The 15,285-nt window shown below is 57.2% G+C and carries 17 protein-coding genes and 1 pseudogene; 12 read left to right on the forward strand and 6 right to left on the reverse strand.

Translation table 11 applies throughout. The features are described 5' to 3' along the window. The first annotated feature begins 96 nt into the window (after positions 1-96). On the forward strand, positions 97-330 hold the full coding sequence (locus tag AC6I6X_RS09065) for a hypothetical protein (protein WP_497930190.1): 234 nt from the start codon (positions 97-99) through the stop codon (positions 328-330). Between the two features lie 350 nt (positions 331-680). Here the strand turns inward: AC6I6X_RS09065 and AC6I6X_RS09070 are convergent, their stop codons facing one another. After that, the gene (locus tag AC6I6X_RS09070; protein WP_497930500.1) at positions 681-944 is read right to left on the reverse strand and encodes a DUF8023 family protein; all 264 of its coding nucleotides are present in this window, start codon (positions 942-944) and stop codon (positions 681-683) included. Continuing rightward, the gene (locus AC6I6X_RS09075; protein ID WP_497930191.1) at positions 941-1,111 is read right to left on the reverse strand and encodes a DUF8023 family protein; all 171 of its coding nucleotides are present in this window, start codon (positions 1,109-1,111) and stop codon (positions 941-943) included. Before AC6I6X_RS09075 ends, AC6I6X_RS09070 begins: the two co-directional genes overlap by 4 nt. 116 nt (positions 1,112-1,227) lie before the next feature. Here AC6I6X_RS09075 and AC6I6X_RS09080 point away from each other — a divergent pair, with 116 nt between their 5' ends. From AC6I6X_RS09080 to AC6I6X_RS09110, 7 genes are all read left to right on the forward strand, one after another. Beyond that, positions 1,228-1,413: a DUF8053 family protein gene (locus tag AC6I6X_RS09080; RefSeq protein ID WP_497930192.1), complete on the forward strand. Its 186-nt coding sequence runs from the start codon at positions 1,228-1,230 to the stop codon at positions 1,411-1,413. Between the two features lie 293 nt (positions 1,414-1,706). After that, positions 1,707-2,363 carry a hypothetical protein gene (locus AC6I6X_RS09085; protein ID WP_497930193.1) on the forward strand — a complete coding sequence of 219 codons (657 nt, stop codon included), beginning with the start codon at positions 1,707-1,709 and terminating at the stop codon, positions 2,361-2,363. A 281-nt stretch (positions 2,364-2,644) separates the two neighbouring features. Then, positions 2,645-3,097 carry a hypothetical protein gene (locus tag AC6I6X_RS09090; RefSeq protein WP_497930194.1) on the forward strand — a complete coding sequence of 151 codons (453 nt, stop codon included), beginning with the start codon at positions 2,645-2,647 and terminating at the stop codon, positions 3,095-3,097. A 249-nt stretch (positions 3,098-3,346) separates the two neighbouring features. Further along, positions 3,347-4,315, forward strand: coding sequence for a calcium/sodium antiporter (locus AC6I6X_RS09095; protein ID WP_497930195.1), 969 nt, complete (start codon positions 3,347-3,349; stop codon positions 4,313-4,315). A gap of 892 nt (positions 4,316-5,207) precedes the next feature. Next, positions 5,208-6,020 carry a hypothetical protein gene (locus AC6I6X_RS09100; protein WP_497930196.1) on the forward strand — a complete coding sequence of 271 codons (813 nt, stop codon included), beginning with the start codon at positions 5,208-5,210 and terminating at the stop codon, positions 6,018-6,020. Positions 6,021-6,484: 464 nt separating this feature from the next. Continuing rightward, complete coding sequence (locus AC6I6X_RS09105) at positions 6,485-6,904, forward strand: type IV pilin domain-containing protein (protein WP_497930197.1); 420 nt, start codon at positions 6,485-6,487, stop codon at positions 6,902-6,904. Further along, positions 6,901-7,371 (forward strand): type IV pilin domain-containing protein, encoded by a 471-nt coding sequence (locus AC6I6X_RS09110; RefSeq protein ID WP_497930198.1) that lies wholly within the window; start codon positions 6,901-6,903, stop codon positions 7,369-7,371. The genes AC6I6X_RS09105 and AC6I6X_RS09110 overlap by 4 nt, the downstream gene beginning before the upstream one ends. A 66-nt stretch (positions 7,372-7,437) precedes the next feature. Here AC6I6X_RS09110 and AC6I6X_RS09115 read toward each other — a convergent pair whose 3' ends face one another. Beyond that, positions 7,438-7,719, reverse strand: coding sequence for a winged helix-turn-helix domain-containing protein (locus AC6I6X_RS09115; RefSeq protein ID WP_497930199.1), 282 nt, complete (start codon positions 7,717-7,719; stop codon positions 7,438-7,440). Between the two features lie 357 nt (positions 7,720-8,076). Between AC6I6X_RS09115 and AC6I6X_RS09120 the strand changes: the two are divergent. Further along, a pseudogene (locus AC6I6X_RS09120) lies at positions 8,077-8,367 on the forward strand (IS1595 family transposase); the annotation flags it as partial. A 58-nt stretch (positions 8,368-8,425) separates the two neighbouring features. Here AC6I6X_RS09120 and AC6I6X_RS09125 read toward each other — a convergent pair. Continuing rightward, the gene (locus AC6I6X_RS09125; protein ID WP_497930200.1) at positions 8,426-8,935 is read right to left on the reverse strand and encodes a macro domain-containing protein; all 510 of its coding nucleotides are present in this window, start codon (positions 8,933-8,935) and stop codon (positions 8,426-8,428) included. Between the two features lie 124 nt (positions 8,936-9,059). Between AC6I6X_RS09125 and AC6I6X_RS09130 the strand changes: the two genes are divergently transcribed. Then, on the forward strand, positions 9,060-10,415 hold the full coding sequence (locus AC6I6X_RS09130) for an MFS transporter (RefSeq protein WP_497930201.1): 1,356 nt from the start codon (positions 9,060-9,062) through the stop codon (positions 10,413-10,415). A 493-nt stretch (positions 10,416-10,908) separates the two neighbouring features. Here AC6I6X_RS09130 and AC6I6X_RS09135 read toward each other — a convergent pair whose 3' ends face one another. Next, a complete protein-coding gene (locus AC6I6X_RS09135; RefSeq protein ID WP_497930202.1) occupies positions 10,909-11,580 on the reverse strand; it encodes a DUF7504 family protein in 672 nt (223 codons plus the stop codon). A gap of 273 nt (positions 11,581-11,853) precedes the next feature. Between AC6I6X_RS09135 and AC6I6X_RS09140 the strand changes: the two genes are divergently transcribed. Then, positions 11,854-12,096, forward strand: coding sequence for an amphi-Trp domain-containing protein (locus tag AC6I6X_RS09140; protein WP_497930203.1), 243 nt, complete (start codon positions 11,854-11,856; stop codon positions 12,094-12,096). A 280-nt stretch (positions 12,097-12,376) separates the two neighbouring features. Continuing rightward, on the forward strand, positions 12,377-12,754 hold the full coding sequence (locus AC6I6X_RS09145; protein WP_497930204.1) for a DUF7344 domain-containing protein: 378 nt from the start codon (positions 12,377-12,379) through the stop codon (positions 12,752-12,754). Between the two features lie 147 nt (positions 12,755-12,901). On the opposite strand, the gene AC6I6X_RS09150 is transcribed toward AC6I6X_RS09145, so the two are convergent. Then, positions 12,902-14,239: an RNase J family beta-CASP ribonuclease gene (locus AC6I6X_RS09150; protein WP_497930205.1), complete on the reverse strand. Its 1,338-nt coding sequence runs from the start codon at positions 14,237-14,239 to the stop codon at positions 12,902-12,904. Between the last annotated feature and the right edge of the window lie 1,046 nt (positions 14,240-15,285).

Consider the following 15,285-nt stretch of genomic DNA (forward strand, 5'->3'; position numbering starts at 1 on the left):
GTTCCACCCGAAGCGAGGGGGTTCACCGATGAACCGTCTCGTCGAATCAAACGAATGCGAGCGGTGCGGCGATCGCGTCGATGGACTTCGGCGACTGTGTTAATCGAGTTCGACGAGAGCGGTGACCCGCAGCGAGTCCGGGTCGACACGATCCTTTCCGAACTAAAAGCCAGCAGCTTCGAGAACGTCGCGACGATCGCCACCGAGGCGCTGGAGAAGTGGTCGAAGTCGGATAACGATCCGGCGGTCCTCAGCGGGACGCGGATGACCTGGAAGACTCCCGGCGGCGGCACCCAGGAAGGCTTCGTCGGCGTGATCGCCGATCGCTGAAGCGGCCTCGGTAGTGGCAACACTGTTCTGACCCCGTGTTTCGGCAATTCTGATTGTCTTATAACGGTGACTGTACAATTCAGGTTGTAGTTCTCGCCTCGTGGGCGGGGTCGGCGGCGCGATCGCTGCCGCTCGTCCGACCGGCGAGTATCGCGGCACCTGCGAGCCGCCCGCCGCGATCGTGCCGATCGTGGCCGCGCCGGTCCCGACGCGCCGCATGAACTTGCACCGGCCGTGGTCGTCGCCGGCGTCCTGGAGGCGATGGGCCGTGGGCTATGGGCCGTGGGCCGATTCGTCCTCGAGGCGCTCGTCGCGATCGTTCGGGTTGTGTAGTTCGCGTTCCATCGAGATCACCCCACGTACGAGATCCAGACGGTTGCGCCCGAGACGTACAGGAGTGCCATCAGCTGGGTCAGATCGTGCCAGAACATGAGCGATTCGATCGCCGGGACGAACACGACCGCGACCGGCAGGAGCATCGCCACCAAGATCGCGCCCAATTCGTACCCCTCGTGACTCGTCTCGTCGTTCATCACGTTGGTTCCCAGTACCCACGCGATCGCGAAGACCGAGACCAGGAGCGCGACCGAGATGTCCGCGCCCCGACAGTTCAGATCGGCTCCGTGACGTCGTAGCTCCCGAAGACGTTGATCCCGAAGGTGAACACGCCGAAGATCATCGACGCGAAGATCGGGACCAGAATCAGCGAGCCGACGTCGATCAGGTCCACCTCGTTCTTACTGCTCGGTGCGAAGTTGCCGAAAGTCGTTCTCGTTGCCATAGTGCAACGACGGCGGTGACATCCGATCGCGCAAAAAATGTCAGCAAAATCTAGGTCATCCCTTGGTGAAGCTGATAGTCACCAACATTTATACCAAGGCGAGTTGCCCGCCGGATATGGCGTTGAACAAACTCCGACAGTTAGACCAGAACTCGGCCGGGATCACGCTCCCGAAAGACGCCCTCCGAATCGAGGGACTTCTCGACGAGAACGGGAAACTCGACGGCGAACCCCACGTCCACATTCGGCACGTCGACGAGGGAGAGTGGACGCTCGAACTCGTCGAAGAGATTCACACCTGACCGCAGTACTGTTTCCGCGATCGGCCGGTGTAGAACCTGTTCGCTCCACGTGCGAACATACCGTGGAAGATTCTACTAGTTTCAGATGATGTTCAGCGAGTCGTGCTGAATACAGAGCGCGTATCTTGCCCGATGGTCGGTCTGTTCGGATTGCTGTTACCGGTTGATACAGAAATTTCAGTACACAATGTGTGCCGGCTCTCATGGGAGTCGCCGGTTTCTCTTCACGTTACGTAAAACGCTGATTTTAGTTAACGACCCGACTATATCGCAGAAGTACCAATATTGTATAGATGAGTATACTCCGACGACGATTCATGCAGGCGGTTAGCGCATCGTCAGCAATCGTGATCGCTGGCTGCATCAGCGATACCTCCCCAGAGAACAACCCCGAGAACAGCAACGGCGATGATGATGGGAACACCGACGACGATGCTGAGAATGACGACGGTCCCACTGATGGTGACAAGGACCAGTCCCCAGAGTTGACAGGGTACACAGTGAGTGAGCATGCTGTGACGCCAGCTGTTGAACACCTGTCCGACATGGATGCCTGGGGTGTGTTCGTCGGGAGTGAAACAGTGGCCGAGGAGTACTTCGGGAGTGTCGACGAGGACGGCGCTGAGGAAGTGCAGGAGTTCGTTGACGAGACAGACTTCGAGGCTGGTGACCACCTCCTCTACGTGGAGGCGTACGCACCGCAGACGTGCTATGAACTCATTCTTGATGGTGAGCCGGAAGTCGCGGAGAACGGCCTGCCGAATGTTGAGATGGAGGTGAATCGGACCAAGCCAGACGATGAGCCATGTGGGGATGCAATGACGGCTGTTGACCTGCTCGCTCGCCTCTCGTTTGATTTGGACGACGGAGGCCCGGCAAACATCATCGAAGTCACGGTCACCGAGCACCGCGATGACCCCGAAGAATTAGCGATTGAAACCGACCGGTGAGATCATCCGGAGGATGGCCGAGAAACTGGACAAGGGCACGGTACTCATCGTCTCTTCCACTTTTTTTGGCCTTGTTGAAACCCTCAATCGGTGATAGGTTTCGGCGATTCTACTAAATACAACGCGCGAATGCGGTACAGATTGGCGCTCACTTGGAGAACAGTTCAGTTGCTCAGTACCGATAAGAGAGCAGACGATACACCCCCGACTGTGGGCCTATTGGCTAAAACTGCCGTTTGAGTCTACAGGTCATTTATTGGATTCTCCGACTACTGTCCCATATGGAACGACGCACGGTTGTCAAGCTGCTCGGTGCAGTCGGTAGTCTTGGAATCGGCGCAGTCGGTACGAATGCCCTCGCAGCGCCATCAACAATCAAAGGGACGGTCGAAGCCAAGTCGATTACGGGCCGGGGTGGTGACGAGAGCCACACCGTATTAGCACACGAAGGAACACTCAACGTCGACGATGTCGAGTACCGAGACGACTTCTCCGACTGGCGGGACGTAACAGTTGACGACGCTCTTGCCCGCCAGTTTGAGACTGACTACGAGGATGTCTACTACAATCTGCATATCTCCCACGAGACACCAAACAGGAAGCAGAACGTGGCAGCAGGTGAATCGTTGGCTTATCGGACCGACCGCACGCTGTTCAATAGCGTGCAAATCGGCACCGCGGTGCCTTTCAAGCCGACAGGTGCAGACGTACCGCGCATAGATTCTCTTGAGTGAGCCCGTGAGACTGCTCGGCGGCTCACAGCTATAGAATCGGGCCACCAACGTCGACAGCAAGGATCGAACTACCCGTTCAGTTAGTGTGCGAATTTGGCGTTGATACTTCCACCATCGATCGGAAATGTTAACGGAGTCATACTAAATACAGAGGACATGTACAGTAACTTTCTTTCATCGTATTTCAGAATACAGATGGCAAAATCGGGTGCCCAACATTGATTTCTTGGCCTGCGGTACCCCCGTACGATGGTTCAGGGCGGCCCGCTCGTTCAAATCGGTATAATTCTCATCTCAATACTGGGTCTCTGGATCGGCGCGCGGCTCCTCGTTGATGCTGTCGTTCGATTGGCTCGGCGGTTCGGCCTTTCGGATCTTACGATCGGACTGACGATCGTCGCAATGGGGACATCGACACCGGAACTCTCAGTTTCGGTCGACGCTGCGCTCAAAGGGCTGGGTGATATCGCGGTTGCGAACGTCCTTGGTTCGAACATCTACAATCTGGCGTTTATTCTGGGGATCATTTCTATGGTAAAAGTGATCCCAATCACAGAATCATTCGTGTATCGTAACGGCGTTGCGCTGCTGGCAAGCACGCTCATCGGTGGATTTGTGATTTTCGACCTCCGGATCACGAGGGTCGAAGGTGTCCTCTTAGCGGGGTTGTTCGCCGTCTACACGGTCTATCTGCTTCGGGCCAACCAGACAGAAGGAACCACGAATCAACCACTCGAAGGAGGTGTGACTCGCCCAGTGACCGAGCAGATGACGTTCCGTGGGCGAGATATCGTGTTTCTCGTGGGTGGGTTAACGCTGGTGCTGGTGAGTGGCGATTACATGGTGGTGGCCGCCTCGGAGCTGGCCCGGGGCGTCGGCATCTCCGAGTGGGTCATCGGCGGGACGATCGTCGCAGCGGGTACCTCGACACCGGAGTTCGCCGTCTCGCTGGTGGCGATCCAGCGGGGGAGTCTCGGCGTCTCTGTCGGTAACGTCGTCGGCAGTAACATCTACAACCTCACGGGAATCATGGGCGTTGCAGCAGTCGTTAGTCCCCTCGTTGTGAGTGCCACGGCACTGGAGACGCTGGCATGGCTGGCTGGCATCACGCTATTGATGGTCGCTGCCCTCTGGACGGGAAGAGTACTCTCCCGTTTGGAAGGTGCATTATTCGCCTTCTCTGAAGTTGCTCGGTGGATTCTGGGTATCCTCGGGTAGCGCGGATAACTGGTTTATAAACCTGGATGACTGCCTCTCCACCAACTGTCGGCCTCCCGGTACTGAATACAACCTCTGGGTCGTGTTTAGATGCGGAAACAATCGGCTCTCACGCGTTGTTCTCTACGTACGAAACTGGACCGTGAGGTGGTCACCACCGTATTCTGGTTAGACGAAGGGACTCCTGACTCGTCCATTCAGGAGCGTCTAAACAAGGCCCAACCTCTGTATTCAGCACGGTGTTCTTGGCCGTTATCAGAGGTATTGGCTGCCTTTGCGGTAACTGCTTGACCTGTATGTAACGTTCGCTGGGGTCAACACAATCGGTACGCGAACCGTTCTATGACACCCTCCGCTCTCCCCCCAATCGGTTACAGGTAAATGAACCTCACCAGCAATATGACGGCACCGAAGATCGCTACAATCACCCCGCAATCTCGTACGTACGAAACCCTCTTGCCACCGGGGTCAACCTCCTGCCTCGGGCGCTGATTTCTTGTTGATTCTATCGCCTCACCCAATTTCGTCATTTTGTATGGCCAGATAATTCCGATAGTTCCCATAATTAGACAGTAAGTTCCAAGAAAAAACAAGGTGATCTCCATGAGTTAACTCCAACTATATTTACATATGTGGCTTTTGATCTCCCACTCGGTGGTGATTGGTTGTCCTGTGCTGACCGCAGAGAGTTCTGAACCGATCACTCTCTGAGGGTGTCAACAGAGTCGACGACGAATACCGATCGTATCTTGGCGATCGCAGCACGATAGACAACGGCCGCAATCTCGACGTTGTCTCCGTTCGATGGGCCCGATATCCATCGTGACTTGCGGTTTCGGTTCCACGAAATCGGGACAATAACCATTATACTACCTTGACACGTTCATCAGACATGGCCGATCGGGACGCGCTCGTCACCGAGCAAGACCTGGCGCACACCTACGACGGTGGCGTGTACGACGACGCCTGGATGGCAGTTCGCGAGTATCGCGACGTCGCCCGGTACCAGTCCGAGAACCCGGACGAGGGGTACACCGCGATCGCGAACGCGCTCGACCTTCCCCAGGGCCGGGTCCGGTCCTGGACCGACGGCAAGACGCCGAACGTCGTCGCCGGGATCGAAACCGCACGCGATCGGGGCTGGATCGACGTCGAGTACGACGATGACGCGTTTCTCCCGCTGAACGCGCTCGTCGCGGGAATCTTCTCGGGCGGGTCGATCATTCGGACGAACTGGATTCCGAAGTGGACGCTCAACGAACAGGGCTATCACTCCTACATCATCGACGCGCTCGAGTTGGCCGACGTCGGATACACGACCCACGAGGAAGCGGACGAGAAGGGTGGGCCGACGATCCGGCCGGCCCACGACGGGGTGATCCTCGGGCGAGTGCTGCGTGTCCTGGGCGCGCCGATCGGCAAGAAGTCGGAACTCGACGACATCACGCTCCCCTGGTACCTGGACGGCGCACCCACGGACGTCCGCGAGATGTTCGCCCATTCGTACATCGCGAACCGTGGGTTCGGCGATCGCGAGAGTGCGCGAGTACAGATTATCGAGGACCGGCCGCAGTCCTATCGCGAGTCGCTGGCGGCGTTGCTCGAAGACGTCGCCGGTGCGCCGGTTACGGTCGGGGACCGATCGGTCACGATCTCCGCCGATGCGGCGCGGGCGCTCGGGATCGAATGGGATGGGCTTGTCTGAGCCACAATCGTTGCGCGTGGTGGGCGCGATCGCGAATCGGCACTGTTCCACCGCCTGCAAGGCGTCGGTGTAGTACCCCGTCAAACGTGCGCGCGAGTTGCTGTCATCGATAAGCGATGCCCCAGCCCCGATCGCAGCGGGGTTGTGTCAGTGGCCATAACGGTTATTGCCCCAGTTTCGGCGGAATGGAATCGCAAGACGGATCGGTTTCAAGAGGGTGCTGTACGGATTCTGCGATGCGCTGATTATCAAGACTGAAACCGTTATCAGTCTGGGAGACACTCACGATCCCATAAATATATGAACCCCTGACCGACTGGTCACTATCAGCACCGGAAACGGAGACGGCAGGAAGGTGGGCGCCGGGATGGTGTGCTTACCCCCAATCCCCAAGCGCACGTCGGGGTACCAGATACCCCGGCATAAGCCTTCTCACCGTTCACGTGGGTGCTGTGTGGTAAACAATGCTCGAAAACATCGGAACAAAGCTCGTCGGAGACGACGAGGAACGTGCAGTAAGTCCAGTTATCGGCGTGATTCTCATGGTCGCGATTACCGTGATTCTCGCGGCCGTGATCGCGGCGTTCGTGCTTGATCTTGGCCAAAGTCAAAGTGCAAGCGCCGCTGCTGGTGTTGAGTTTGATGAAGATGGAAGCGATATTACTGTAACTTGGGTCCAGGACGATCGGACCGATGGCACGCTCTACGTTCACTGCGACGGAGTCGGTAGTGGTGAATTGACAGATTCGTCAGACTCTGACGCGGAGTTGTCAGCGGTGGGGCAGAGTACCTCAACCTGTGACACAGATGAAACTGTTTCTGTGGGAGCGGAGTATCAGGGTAGTGCCAGCGTGATTGCTGATTACGAAGGGTCGGATGTATGATGGAGAAATTAGTCGGTGATGAAGATGAACGTGCAGTGTCCCCCGTAATTGGGGTGATTCTCATGGTTGCAATAACTGTAATTCTCGCAGCCGTGATAGCAGCATTTGTGCTTGACCTTGGTCAAAGTCAAAGTGCAAGTGCATCTGCTGGTGTTGAATTTTCCGAGGAAGAGAATTTAACAACTACAGAACTGATTCAGGTTGATCGAGCAGATAATATTTATGTTCAAGTAGACGACGGATCTGATACTTACTGGGTCGGCCCAGAGGGCGATGAAATAAACTCTTCAAGTCGAGATCCCACCAAACACTCTTGGGGAGTAGGTAGTTCAGTCACGATGAACACCACTGATCCAGGCGTTGACGACGATCTTATCTCTTCCCCAGGTCCCACTAAAGTAGAAAGGATAACCGTAATTGGAGAGGTTGACGGAGACGATACAGTTATTCAGACCTGGGATAAATAAGACAAAATCTCTGGCAAACTGGATATTTTTGCTCAGTGTGTACCAATAAGCACTGATTTAGGGGTTTTATCTACCCTGTCTTTTTATATCTTCAGGAGAGACATCTCCTTGAAGATATGATTTTCCTACGACAGTGATTCGGTACAGTCCACGATCTTCGTCGTAGTACTCGACCAGTCCGCCATCCTGCAGTGCCCGGAGTCGTCGGCGGACGTGCGAAATTTTGTAATCGATATTCGCTTCGACGGTGGACGGATTCGCGACGATCGGCTCGTTACCCTCGTTGAGTAGGAACTCGAGAATCGCATCGTCTGCTCGCGTCATCCAGTCCACCCGAGGTCGTCGCATTCGCTTTCTAAGACACGGAACTCTATGTTAGAATGCTCGGTACGATGGTATTTGAACGCTATTCAATTCTCTACAGTGTATTTTTCGATGCACTACCCGTTCCTGAGTGAGTGCAACGGAAGCCAGACGGATCCGCCGCTGCCCGGTCAAGTCCTTGTGAGAACGCGGACCCGGTGTTAGGGGCACCGGCCCGCTGGCCCCCGTAAGTGAGTACGGAAGCATGCTATCTGAGAACGCACCGGGGGAAAAGTCTCCCGATCGTCCGCATCGATCGGTCCGCGGCCCACAGTCCACGGTCCATCGGAAACGTGTCGGAAATAGGGAGCAGTAGAGTTTCGGCCCGAGCCGCTCGACGCCATCGTCGAGCGGCGACTCGAGGAGATCCGGGCGGCGCGATCCTGTCCACACTGCGAGCAGGAGACGCTCCAGTCGCTCGACGGATCTGACCGTCTCTGGTGTAGCCGCTGCAATTGGAACACCACGTACACGCGGGGAACGCCGTTCTACGATTCGGAACTCGCTCCTGGCGAGTTCCTCATCGCCGTCATCCTCTCCGCTGATACGCTCCTGAGCAGTAACCGGATCGCGTTTCTGCTCTCGCCGTGCTACAAGACATTCCACGACACCATCAGAGAGTTCGAAACAGCCTGCGCGGAACAACTGAGTCACGGCGATCCCGGATCGGAGTCGCAACGGTCTGAGGCCGCTATGCCGATCGGACTTCGTCAGCGATCGACTCGAGTGTATCGTATTCACTCCGGGAGTACGCGATCACGCGGGCGTCGGTCACCGACGATGGCTCGTAGTCCCGGACCGCTTCACAGACGAGTTCCGCTCCCTCGCGGAACTCGAATCCGGCTGCACCGGTTCCCAGCACGGGGATCACGATCGACTCACATCCTAATTCGTCCGCCTTCTCGAGCGATTTTCGCGTCGCAGTTCGGATACTGTCGGTGGTCGCCCGACCGTCGCCGTAATGGGGCATCGCAGCCGCGTGGATGACGTAGTCGGCGTCGAGGTCGTACGCGTCGGTCACGGCGATGTCGCCGAGATCGACGGGGCCGTTCTCCATCGCCTCTCGGTTGATCGGGCCGTTCGCGTTTCGTCGCAACGATCCGGCGACCCCGCTTCCCATCCGGAGGCTGGTTCCCGCTGCGTTCACGAGGGCGTCGGCCGTCTGGGTCGCAATATCTCCTCGGATGACCGTGAACTCCATACGTGTCGGTTCGTCGTCCCGTCTCTAAAATCCATTTGAGCATCGTGTAACTGTCTCGTACGCAGTTCCCTTACCGCGGCCTACGTTTCGAAACTGCTTTTTCTCACCTTCCGAAATGTGCGCCGTGAACGAGGATCGCGTCCAGTTCTGGTCCCTCTATCTCACCCGGTTTGCAGAGGGATTCGGATTTATCACGCTAATTACGCTGCTGCCGTACTACATCAATACGCTCGACCCGACCGACACCACGATTCTCGGCCTGACGATTAGCGCTGGTCTGATCGTCGGGCTGTATACGTCGGGATTTACCCTCGCCCAGACGGTCGCCGTCGTTCCGATAGCCTGGGCGGGCGACCGTTTCGACAAGCGACTCGTCTTACTTGCCGTTCTCGGCGTCGGGGTCGCCGTCTACGGGCTGTTCCCGATCGTCGATTCGAGCGGCTCGTTCATCGTCATTCGAGCGTTGCAAGGGATCGCCGTCACCGGTTCCGGATTGATGTCGCTGTCGTTGGTCGGACAGATCGCCGACACCGGGACGCGAGCGAACTACATCGGCAAGGCGAACGCGGCGAGCTTCGCGGCATCGATCGTCGGGAGCCTCAGCGCGGGAACGCTGTACGAGGCGTTCGGCTTCGGGCCGATCTTTGCGATCATCGTCTGTATCATGTTCGTCGCGTGGCTCGGAACGTTTCACTATCTCGACGCCGACGAGACGCGCGTTCCCGGGTTTCCGTTCACCGATCTCGCGCTCAACCGCCGAATCCTCACGCTGTCGTCGTTTCGATTCCAGTACGCGTTTTCCGTGACGCTGGTTCGAACGTGGGTCCCGATCTTCGCCGGTGTTTCTGCGGCTCAGGGGGGACTCGCCTACGGCGGATTCGCGGTCGCACTGACGGTCGTCGCCGAGAAGTTCACCAACATGTGCTGTCAACCGTTCACCGGACGACTCTCGGACAGTTACGGCCGGGCGTCGTTCGTGTTCGCTGGCGGAGCAGCGTACGGCCTGATCGCGATGGTCGTCCCGTTTGCGCCGGCGATCGGGATCGGACTCGAATTGCCGTCTGAACTGATCGTGGGAGTGCCGGGTACCCTCGCCGGTGTAACCCTTCCCGCGTGGGTCCCGCTCAGTCCGATCCCCGATCAGTTGACGATATTCGGTAACGTGTCGCCGGCGTTCCTTCCGCTAGTCGCCCTCTCCGGATTACTGGGTGTCGCGGACAGTTTCCGCGAACCGGCGAGCATGGCGCTGTTCGCCGACGAAGGTACCGACGACGGCGGTGTCGCGTCGAGTTTCGGCATTCGAGAACTCATCTGGCGACCGGGTAGCGTCGTCGCCCCCTTGCTGGGGGGCTGGCTCATGTATGAGATCGGCATGTCGTCGGTCTTCTACGTCGGCGGAGCGTTCGCACTAACCGGCGTCGGATCGTTCCTCGCAATCCTCGTGTGGTTCCACGGAACTGACGCGCTCACCGAGTGGTGACGCACGGAAGGGCCAATGGATATATCATATAGAACCTTCAAATAGTTGGTTGCGCTTCCAAAGCGCTACGGGGGATACGTGCCTCTGACGCCGATTTCCTCCGTACTTTCTACGCCCACAGTTGAAGGTCGAGTTTCCGACTATCTTTACACCTTTGACAGTTTCACCCGGGGTACAGGGCGACTGTACGGGTCCGGCGTAGCAGCCTCAACTGCGGCGCAGAAACGTAGTTCGGCGAGAAGATGGTGAGTTCCGACTCCGAAAGCGGAGACCGAACTGAGCGTCCGCACAGCCTCTTCTGTCCAGGGAGCGATCGGCGCGATCGTTCAAGCGTTTGATTACCCGAACGACTCTCGGTAGAGTACGCCTCTTCTGATAGCAGGAAAGCGACCGCGATCGAAATCGACCGGGACGAGAGACTCGAGAAATTCGAACTGGAGTTTCGGGCGAACGAACCGAACGAAAACCCCGTTCTGAAGCGGATCACCGACGATCAGTAGCGGTCCTGCCGATCCGGATTCCGCGCTCGGTGATAGTCGAGTCGAAGTTCGCCGTTCGCTATCTGTTCGACCCATACGACTCCGTCAACGAGGTTCTCTAGTGCAGTCATCGTGGTTTCGCTGTGCTCCGTATACTCGACGCTGAAGACGGTGAGACAGGAACGGGACCGCTGGTGTTCGATTACGTTTTCGAGCACGTTACGGACTCCTTCGACGGGGGAGTCGTCGAGAATCGGCGTCAACGATCGAAGAACCACGTGCGTTTTCGGACACGTTTTGGAGAACGAGTCTTCGAGATCCCAGAGAGCGAGCGTGACTTGCATCAGGTCTCCCGAACGGGGAAGCGAAATAGTGGGATTTTCCTGGTAGAGGGCTTCGAGGTGCTCGTCAGCAGTCGTATCGATGATCCCGAGGCGGTGGGCTGCTGTTGTTGCTACCTGCTGTTCCTGTCGAATCGTCTCCTCCGCAGTGACCGACGAGGTGATAACAACTCGACCGTCTTCCCCGTCTGCGTATCGGTTCGTGATATGCAGCGGGAGGGCGTATTCGGTAAGCGGTGCCGGTTTTGCGATACAGAGCGCCGATCCCTCCGGAACGGTCTCGGGAATCCCTTCTACATCGATGAGCGCCTCGTTCGTTCGGGTATTTGGCTGAGAGTGATTCATAATTGGTTGCGTCCGTGATTTCGTTCGGTAGCGATCCGCTCACGATCCCGTGCCGGGTCACCTCAAGGGCGATCGCACCTGTCACGACACCGATCGTGTTTGCGTCTTCACATTCGTTGCCGGCACCGACGATCGCATCCACCAGGTCGTCGCCTACCTGCGCGCGATAGAGCGCCGTTCGAATCGTCTCGATAGCGTCGTTCAACAGATTCAGGACTCCAATGAGGGAATCTACTGGAAATTATATTGCGCTGGTCGAGGTAGCGGGGATCGATGCCCGAAGAAGAACTTTTCAAAACAGAGGAATCACAGAGCCGAGCCGAGATCGCGGAAGCGCTCGTCTCCGCTGCCGAACAGATCGAGACGGGCTCTGTCCACCTGGACAGTGGCTCGGAGGAACGACGGGTTACGATTCCCGAAAACCCGCTATTCGAGGTCGAACTCAAACGGCTCACGGATTCGGAAACCGGGGAAGAGCGGTACGAACTAGAATACGAAATTAGGTGGACCGAGTAATATAGTGACCTCGTTCTCGGCTAACCTGCGTCAACGCTTCTGCGTAGGCCGTTCGGAGCGGACCGATCTCTCCACTCGGTTCAACAGCTTAGCAGTAGATAGTCGCACGATTTCGTTATTCAGAACCGTACGTGAGACTGAATCGGGCAGTTTCGGTAACCACGCGTGCGAACTGAACGGGGCACACTTAATCACTCAGTTAATCAAAACAACAGTGAACCGTGAAAATGAGGCGTATTTAATGTCGTGAGGGACCAAAATCGGGGCCGAGGGGTATGAAATGGTCGATCATGATAATGTCTTTGACGCATTGGCCGATAGCCACCGACGACAGTTACTAGGCAAATTACTCTCCAGTCCCCAACGCGTCTCAAAACCCTCCGGCATTTCCCGAGAAATTGCAGAAGCAGACGAGAACCTACTTCACAGTCATCTATCCAGTTCTCGAACGATTGCAGAAGCCGATGAGTACTCGGTTAGTATGCACCACGTCCACCTTCCTAAATTAGCGGAGTACGGGTTCATCGAGTGGGATCTGGATGATGATCTTGTAACTCAAGGCCCCCGTTTTGACGAGATAAGACCTCATCTCAAACTCTTGGCTGAAACTCAGGAGAGACACCGTACAAAGGGTCCCGTTGCAACACTTCGTAGATGAGGGTTGAGACAGAAGACGGTGTTCAACAGTTCTCCTATACTTACTACGAGTTTCACGACTCACTCTGAATAACGAAGCCGTATTACCAACTACTGGTAGAACACGAATCGTTCGACGAGTCGGCCGAGGATTCCGGGACGCCTCGACTCAGTTTATTTGAATGACGTTCCCGTTCGTCGTGGCGTGTAAATCCCGCCCGAGTGTGTATCCTTGATCGGATGCGAGATCCACGTATCCCGAGAATCCGCCGAGGTCCTGGTGTGCTGGGATGATGTTCTCCGGTTGAAGCGCATCGAGCATCGTGTAGTGTCCTTCCTGGCAGAGGTGGCCCGAGACGTGAATGTCGGAGTAGACGCGCGCTCCTTGCATGCCGAGCAGTTTCTCCGCTTGATAGCGTTGTCCCTCGTTGGTCGGTTCGGGAATTACGCGTGCGGAGTAGACCACCTTGTCGCCGGGTTCGAGTTCGAACGCGGTTTCGCCACGCGCCATTCGCGTGAGGAGTGCCCGCGGTTCGCCCTGATGGCCCGTGACGATCGGCAGGAAGTTTTCTTTGCCGTCGTTCATGATCCGTTCCAGGGTCTGTTCGATTGAACGGCGGTAGCCAACCATCTCGACGTCCGACGGGAAATCGACGCCGATCCGCTTTGCGGTCCCCGAGTACGTTTCCATCGATCGACCGAGCAAGATCGGCGTCCGTCCGATATCCCGTGTAAATTCGATGAGCGATTTGACCCGGGCGATATGGCTGGAGAACGTTGACGCGAGGATTGCCCCATCGTAGTCCTCCATGCTGTAGAGGACGTCTCGGAGGTGTTCTCGCGCGACGTTCTCGCTGGGAGTCCTGCCTTTCTTGTTCGCGTTCGTGCAGTCCTCGATGTAACAGAGAACGCCCTCACGACCGATCTCACGGAAGCGATCCATATCGATCGGGTCGCCAATGACCGGGGTGTGGTCGATCCGCTTGTCCAGTCCGTAGACGATCGCACCCTCGGGCGTGTGCAGGACCGGGTTGATCGCCTGGATGATCGAGTGGGTGACGTTGACGAATTCGAGTTCGCACCCGTGGTCACCGATCGTCATCGTTTCACCGGCCTCCATTTTGACGAGATCGTTGTCGAAGTCGAACTTCTGCTCTTCCTCGACCTCATCGCTCACGAGTTCGATCGTGAACGGTGTCCCGACGATCGGTGCGTCGTATCGATGAGCGAGTTTGCTGATCGCCCCGATGTGATCGAGGTGCCCGTGCGTCGGAACGATCGCTTGCACGTCACCTTCGAGGTCGCTCATGACCCGATCGTCGGGGATCGCACCCATGTCGATCAGGTCGAGGCTGTGCATCCCTTCCGTTCGGATGTTGTCGTGAATGAGGACCTTCGACAGGTTCAGTCCCATGTCGAAAATCACGATGTCGGTACCGGCGCGGACGGCAGTCATCTGCCGACCGACTTCCTCGTATCCGCCAATCGTCGCAATTTCAATGTCCATTGGTAGACCCGATCATAGCAGTCCCAAAACGCAGCCACGTAGCCAGAATGGCCACGATATAGCTGAACGCAAACGTTCGGGGGTGTGAGTACGTACGTCGATCACGCCCTTGACACTCCCAAATCGAACGTTCCGTCTCAGCTGTGTTGAGGACAGCGCCTCTTTCGGTTAGGTGAACAACGGCTTTCCATACGTAAGTACTCCCGGATTGTGATGGTGCAGAGAGAACGAATGCGATCGGGAGATCGGATCGCGAAACAGATTTCCCCTTCAATTCGCTCGACAGCGAACGTGCCAGCAGGATGGTGGACGGAGTGAGCGGGAACGGCCCACTCAGCCGCGACAGGTCCGGCGATCACTACACACGGATACTGAGAGCCCGTCTTCAGATTCTGAAAACTCCACGCGAAGGGAGGGGGTCGGCCGATGAGCCGCCTCGTCGAATCCGACGAGTGCGAGCGCTGTGGCGATCGGATCGACGCGGTTCGTCGATCTGCTCGGAGTCCAGGCGCGACGTTCGTGACGCGGGAGGGGCCACTGCGAGTTCGCGGACGCCGGAACGCGAGAGTCCAACGGCCAGCGGTGACGCGAATCGGCGCCCGAGGCCGCGACCCTCGCGCGGTCGCACGTGATCGATCCCGAGACGGTCCTCCCGGCAGTAACCGTGGGTAAGCTTCGATGCGGGCGGACGGTCACGGTCCGGACGCCGCTACTCACCCGTACTCGCGGAAGTCGGAGTGACCACACGGACAGTCGGGCCCCAACCCGATCGGCATGGGTGTTCCGTCGGGCCAGATTCTCGCTGCGTACACGGACGTGCAGTTCCGGCAGACGAGAACGGTTCGGTCCAGACTATCTCCGTTTCTCATGGATCTACCGGCAGCATCTCGAGATATAGCCGCCCTCCCTACTACCCTAGGTGTGGCTGACTGTCTCACGCCACAATCCGGTGCTGATCCACTCCGTGTGATCTCCGTCCTTGCCGGGTCGACGACGGTTACTGCAGACGCGACTACGTCACGGGACACTGGACGTCACGAGTAACC

Source organism: Halosolutus sp. YCN4 (assembly GCF_059736495.1).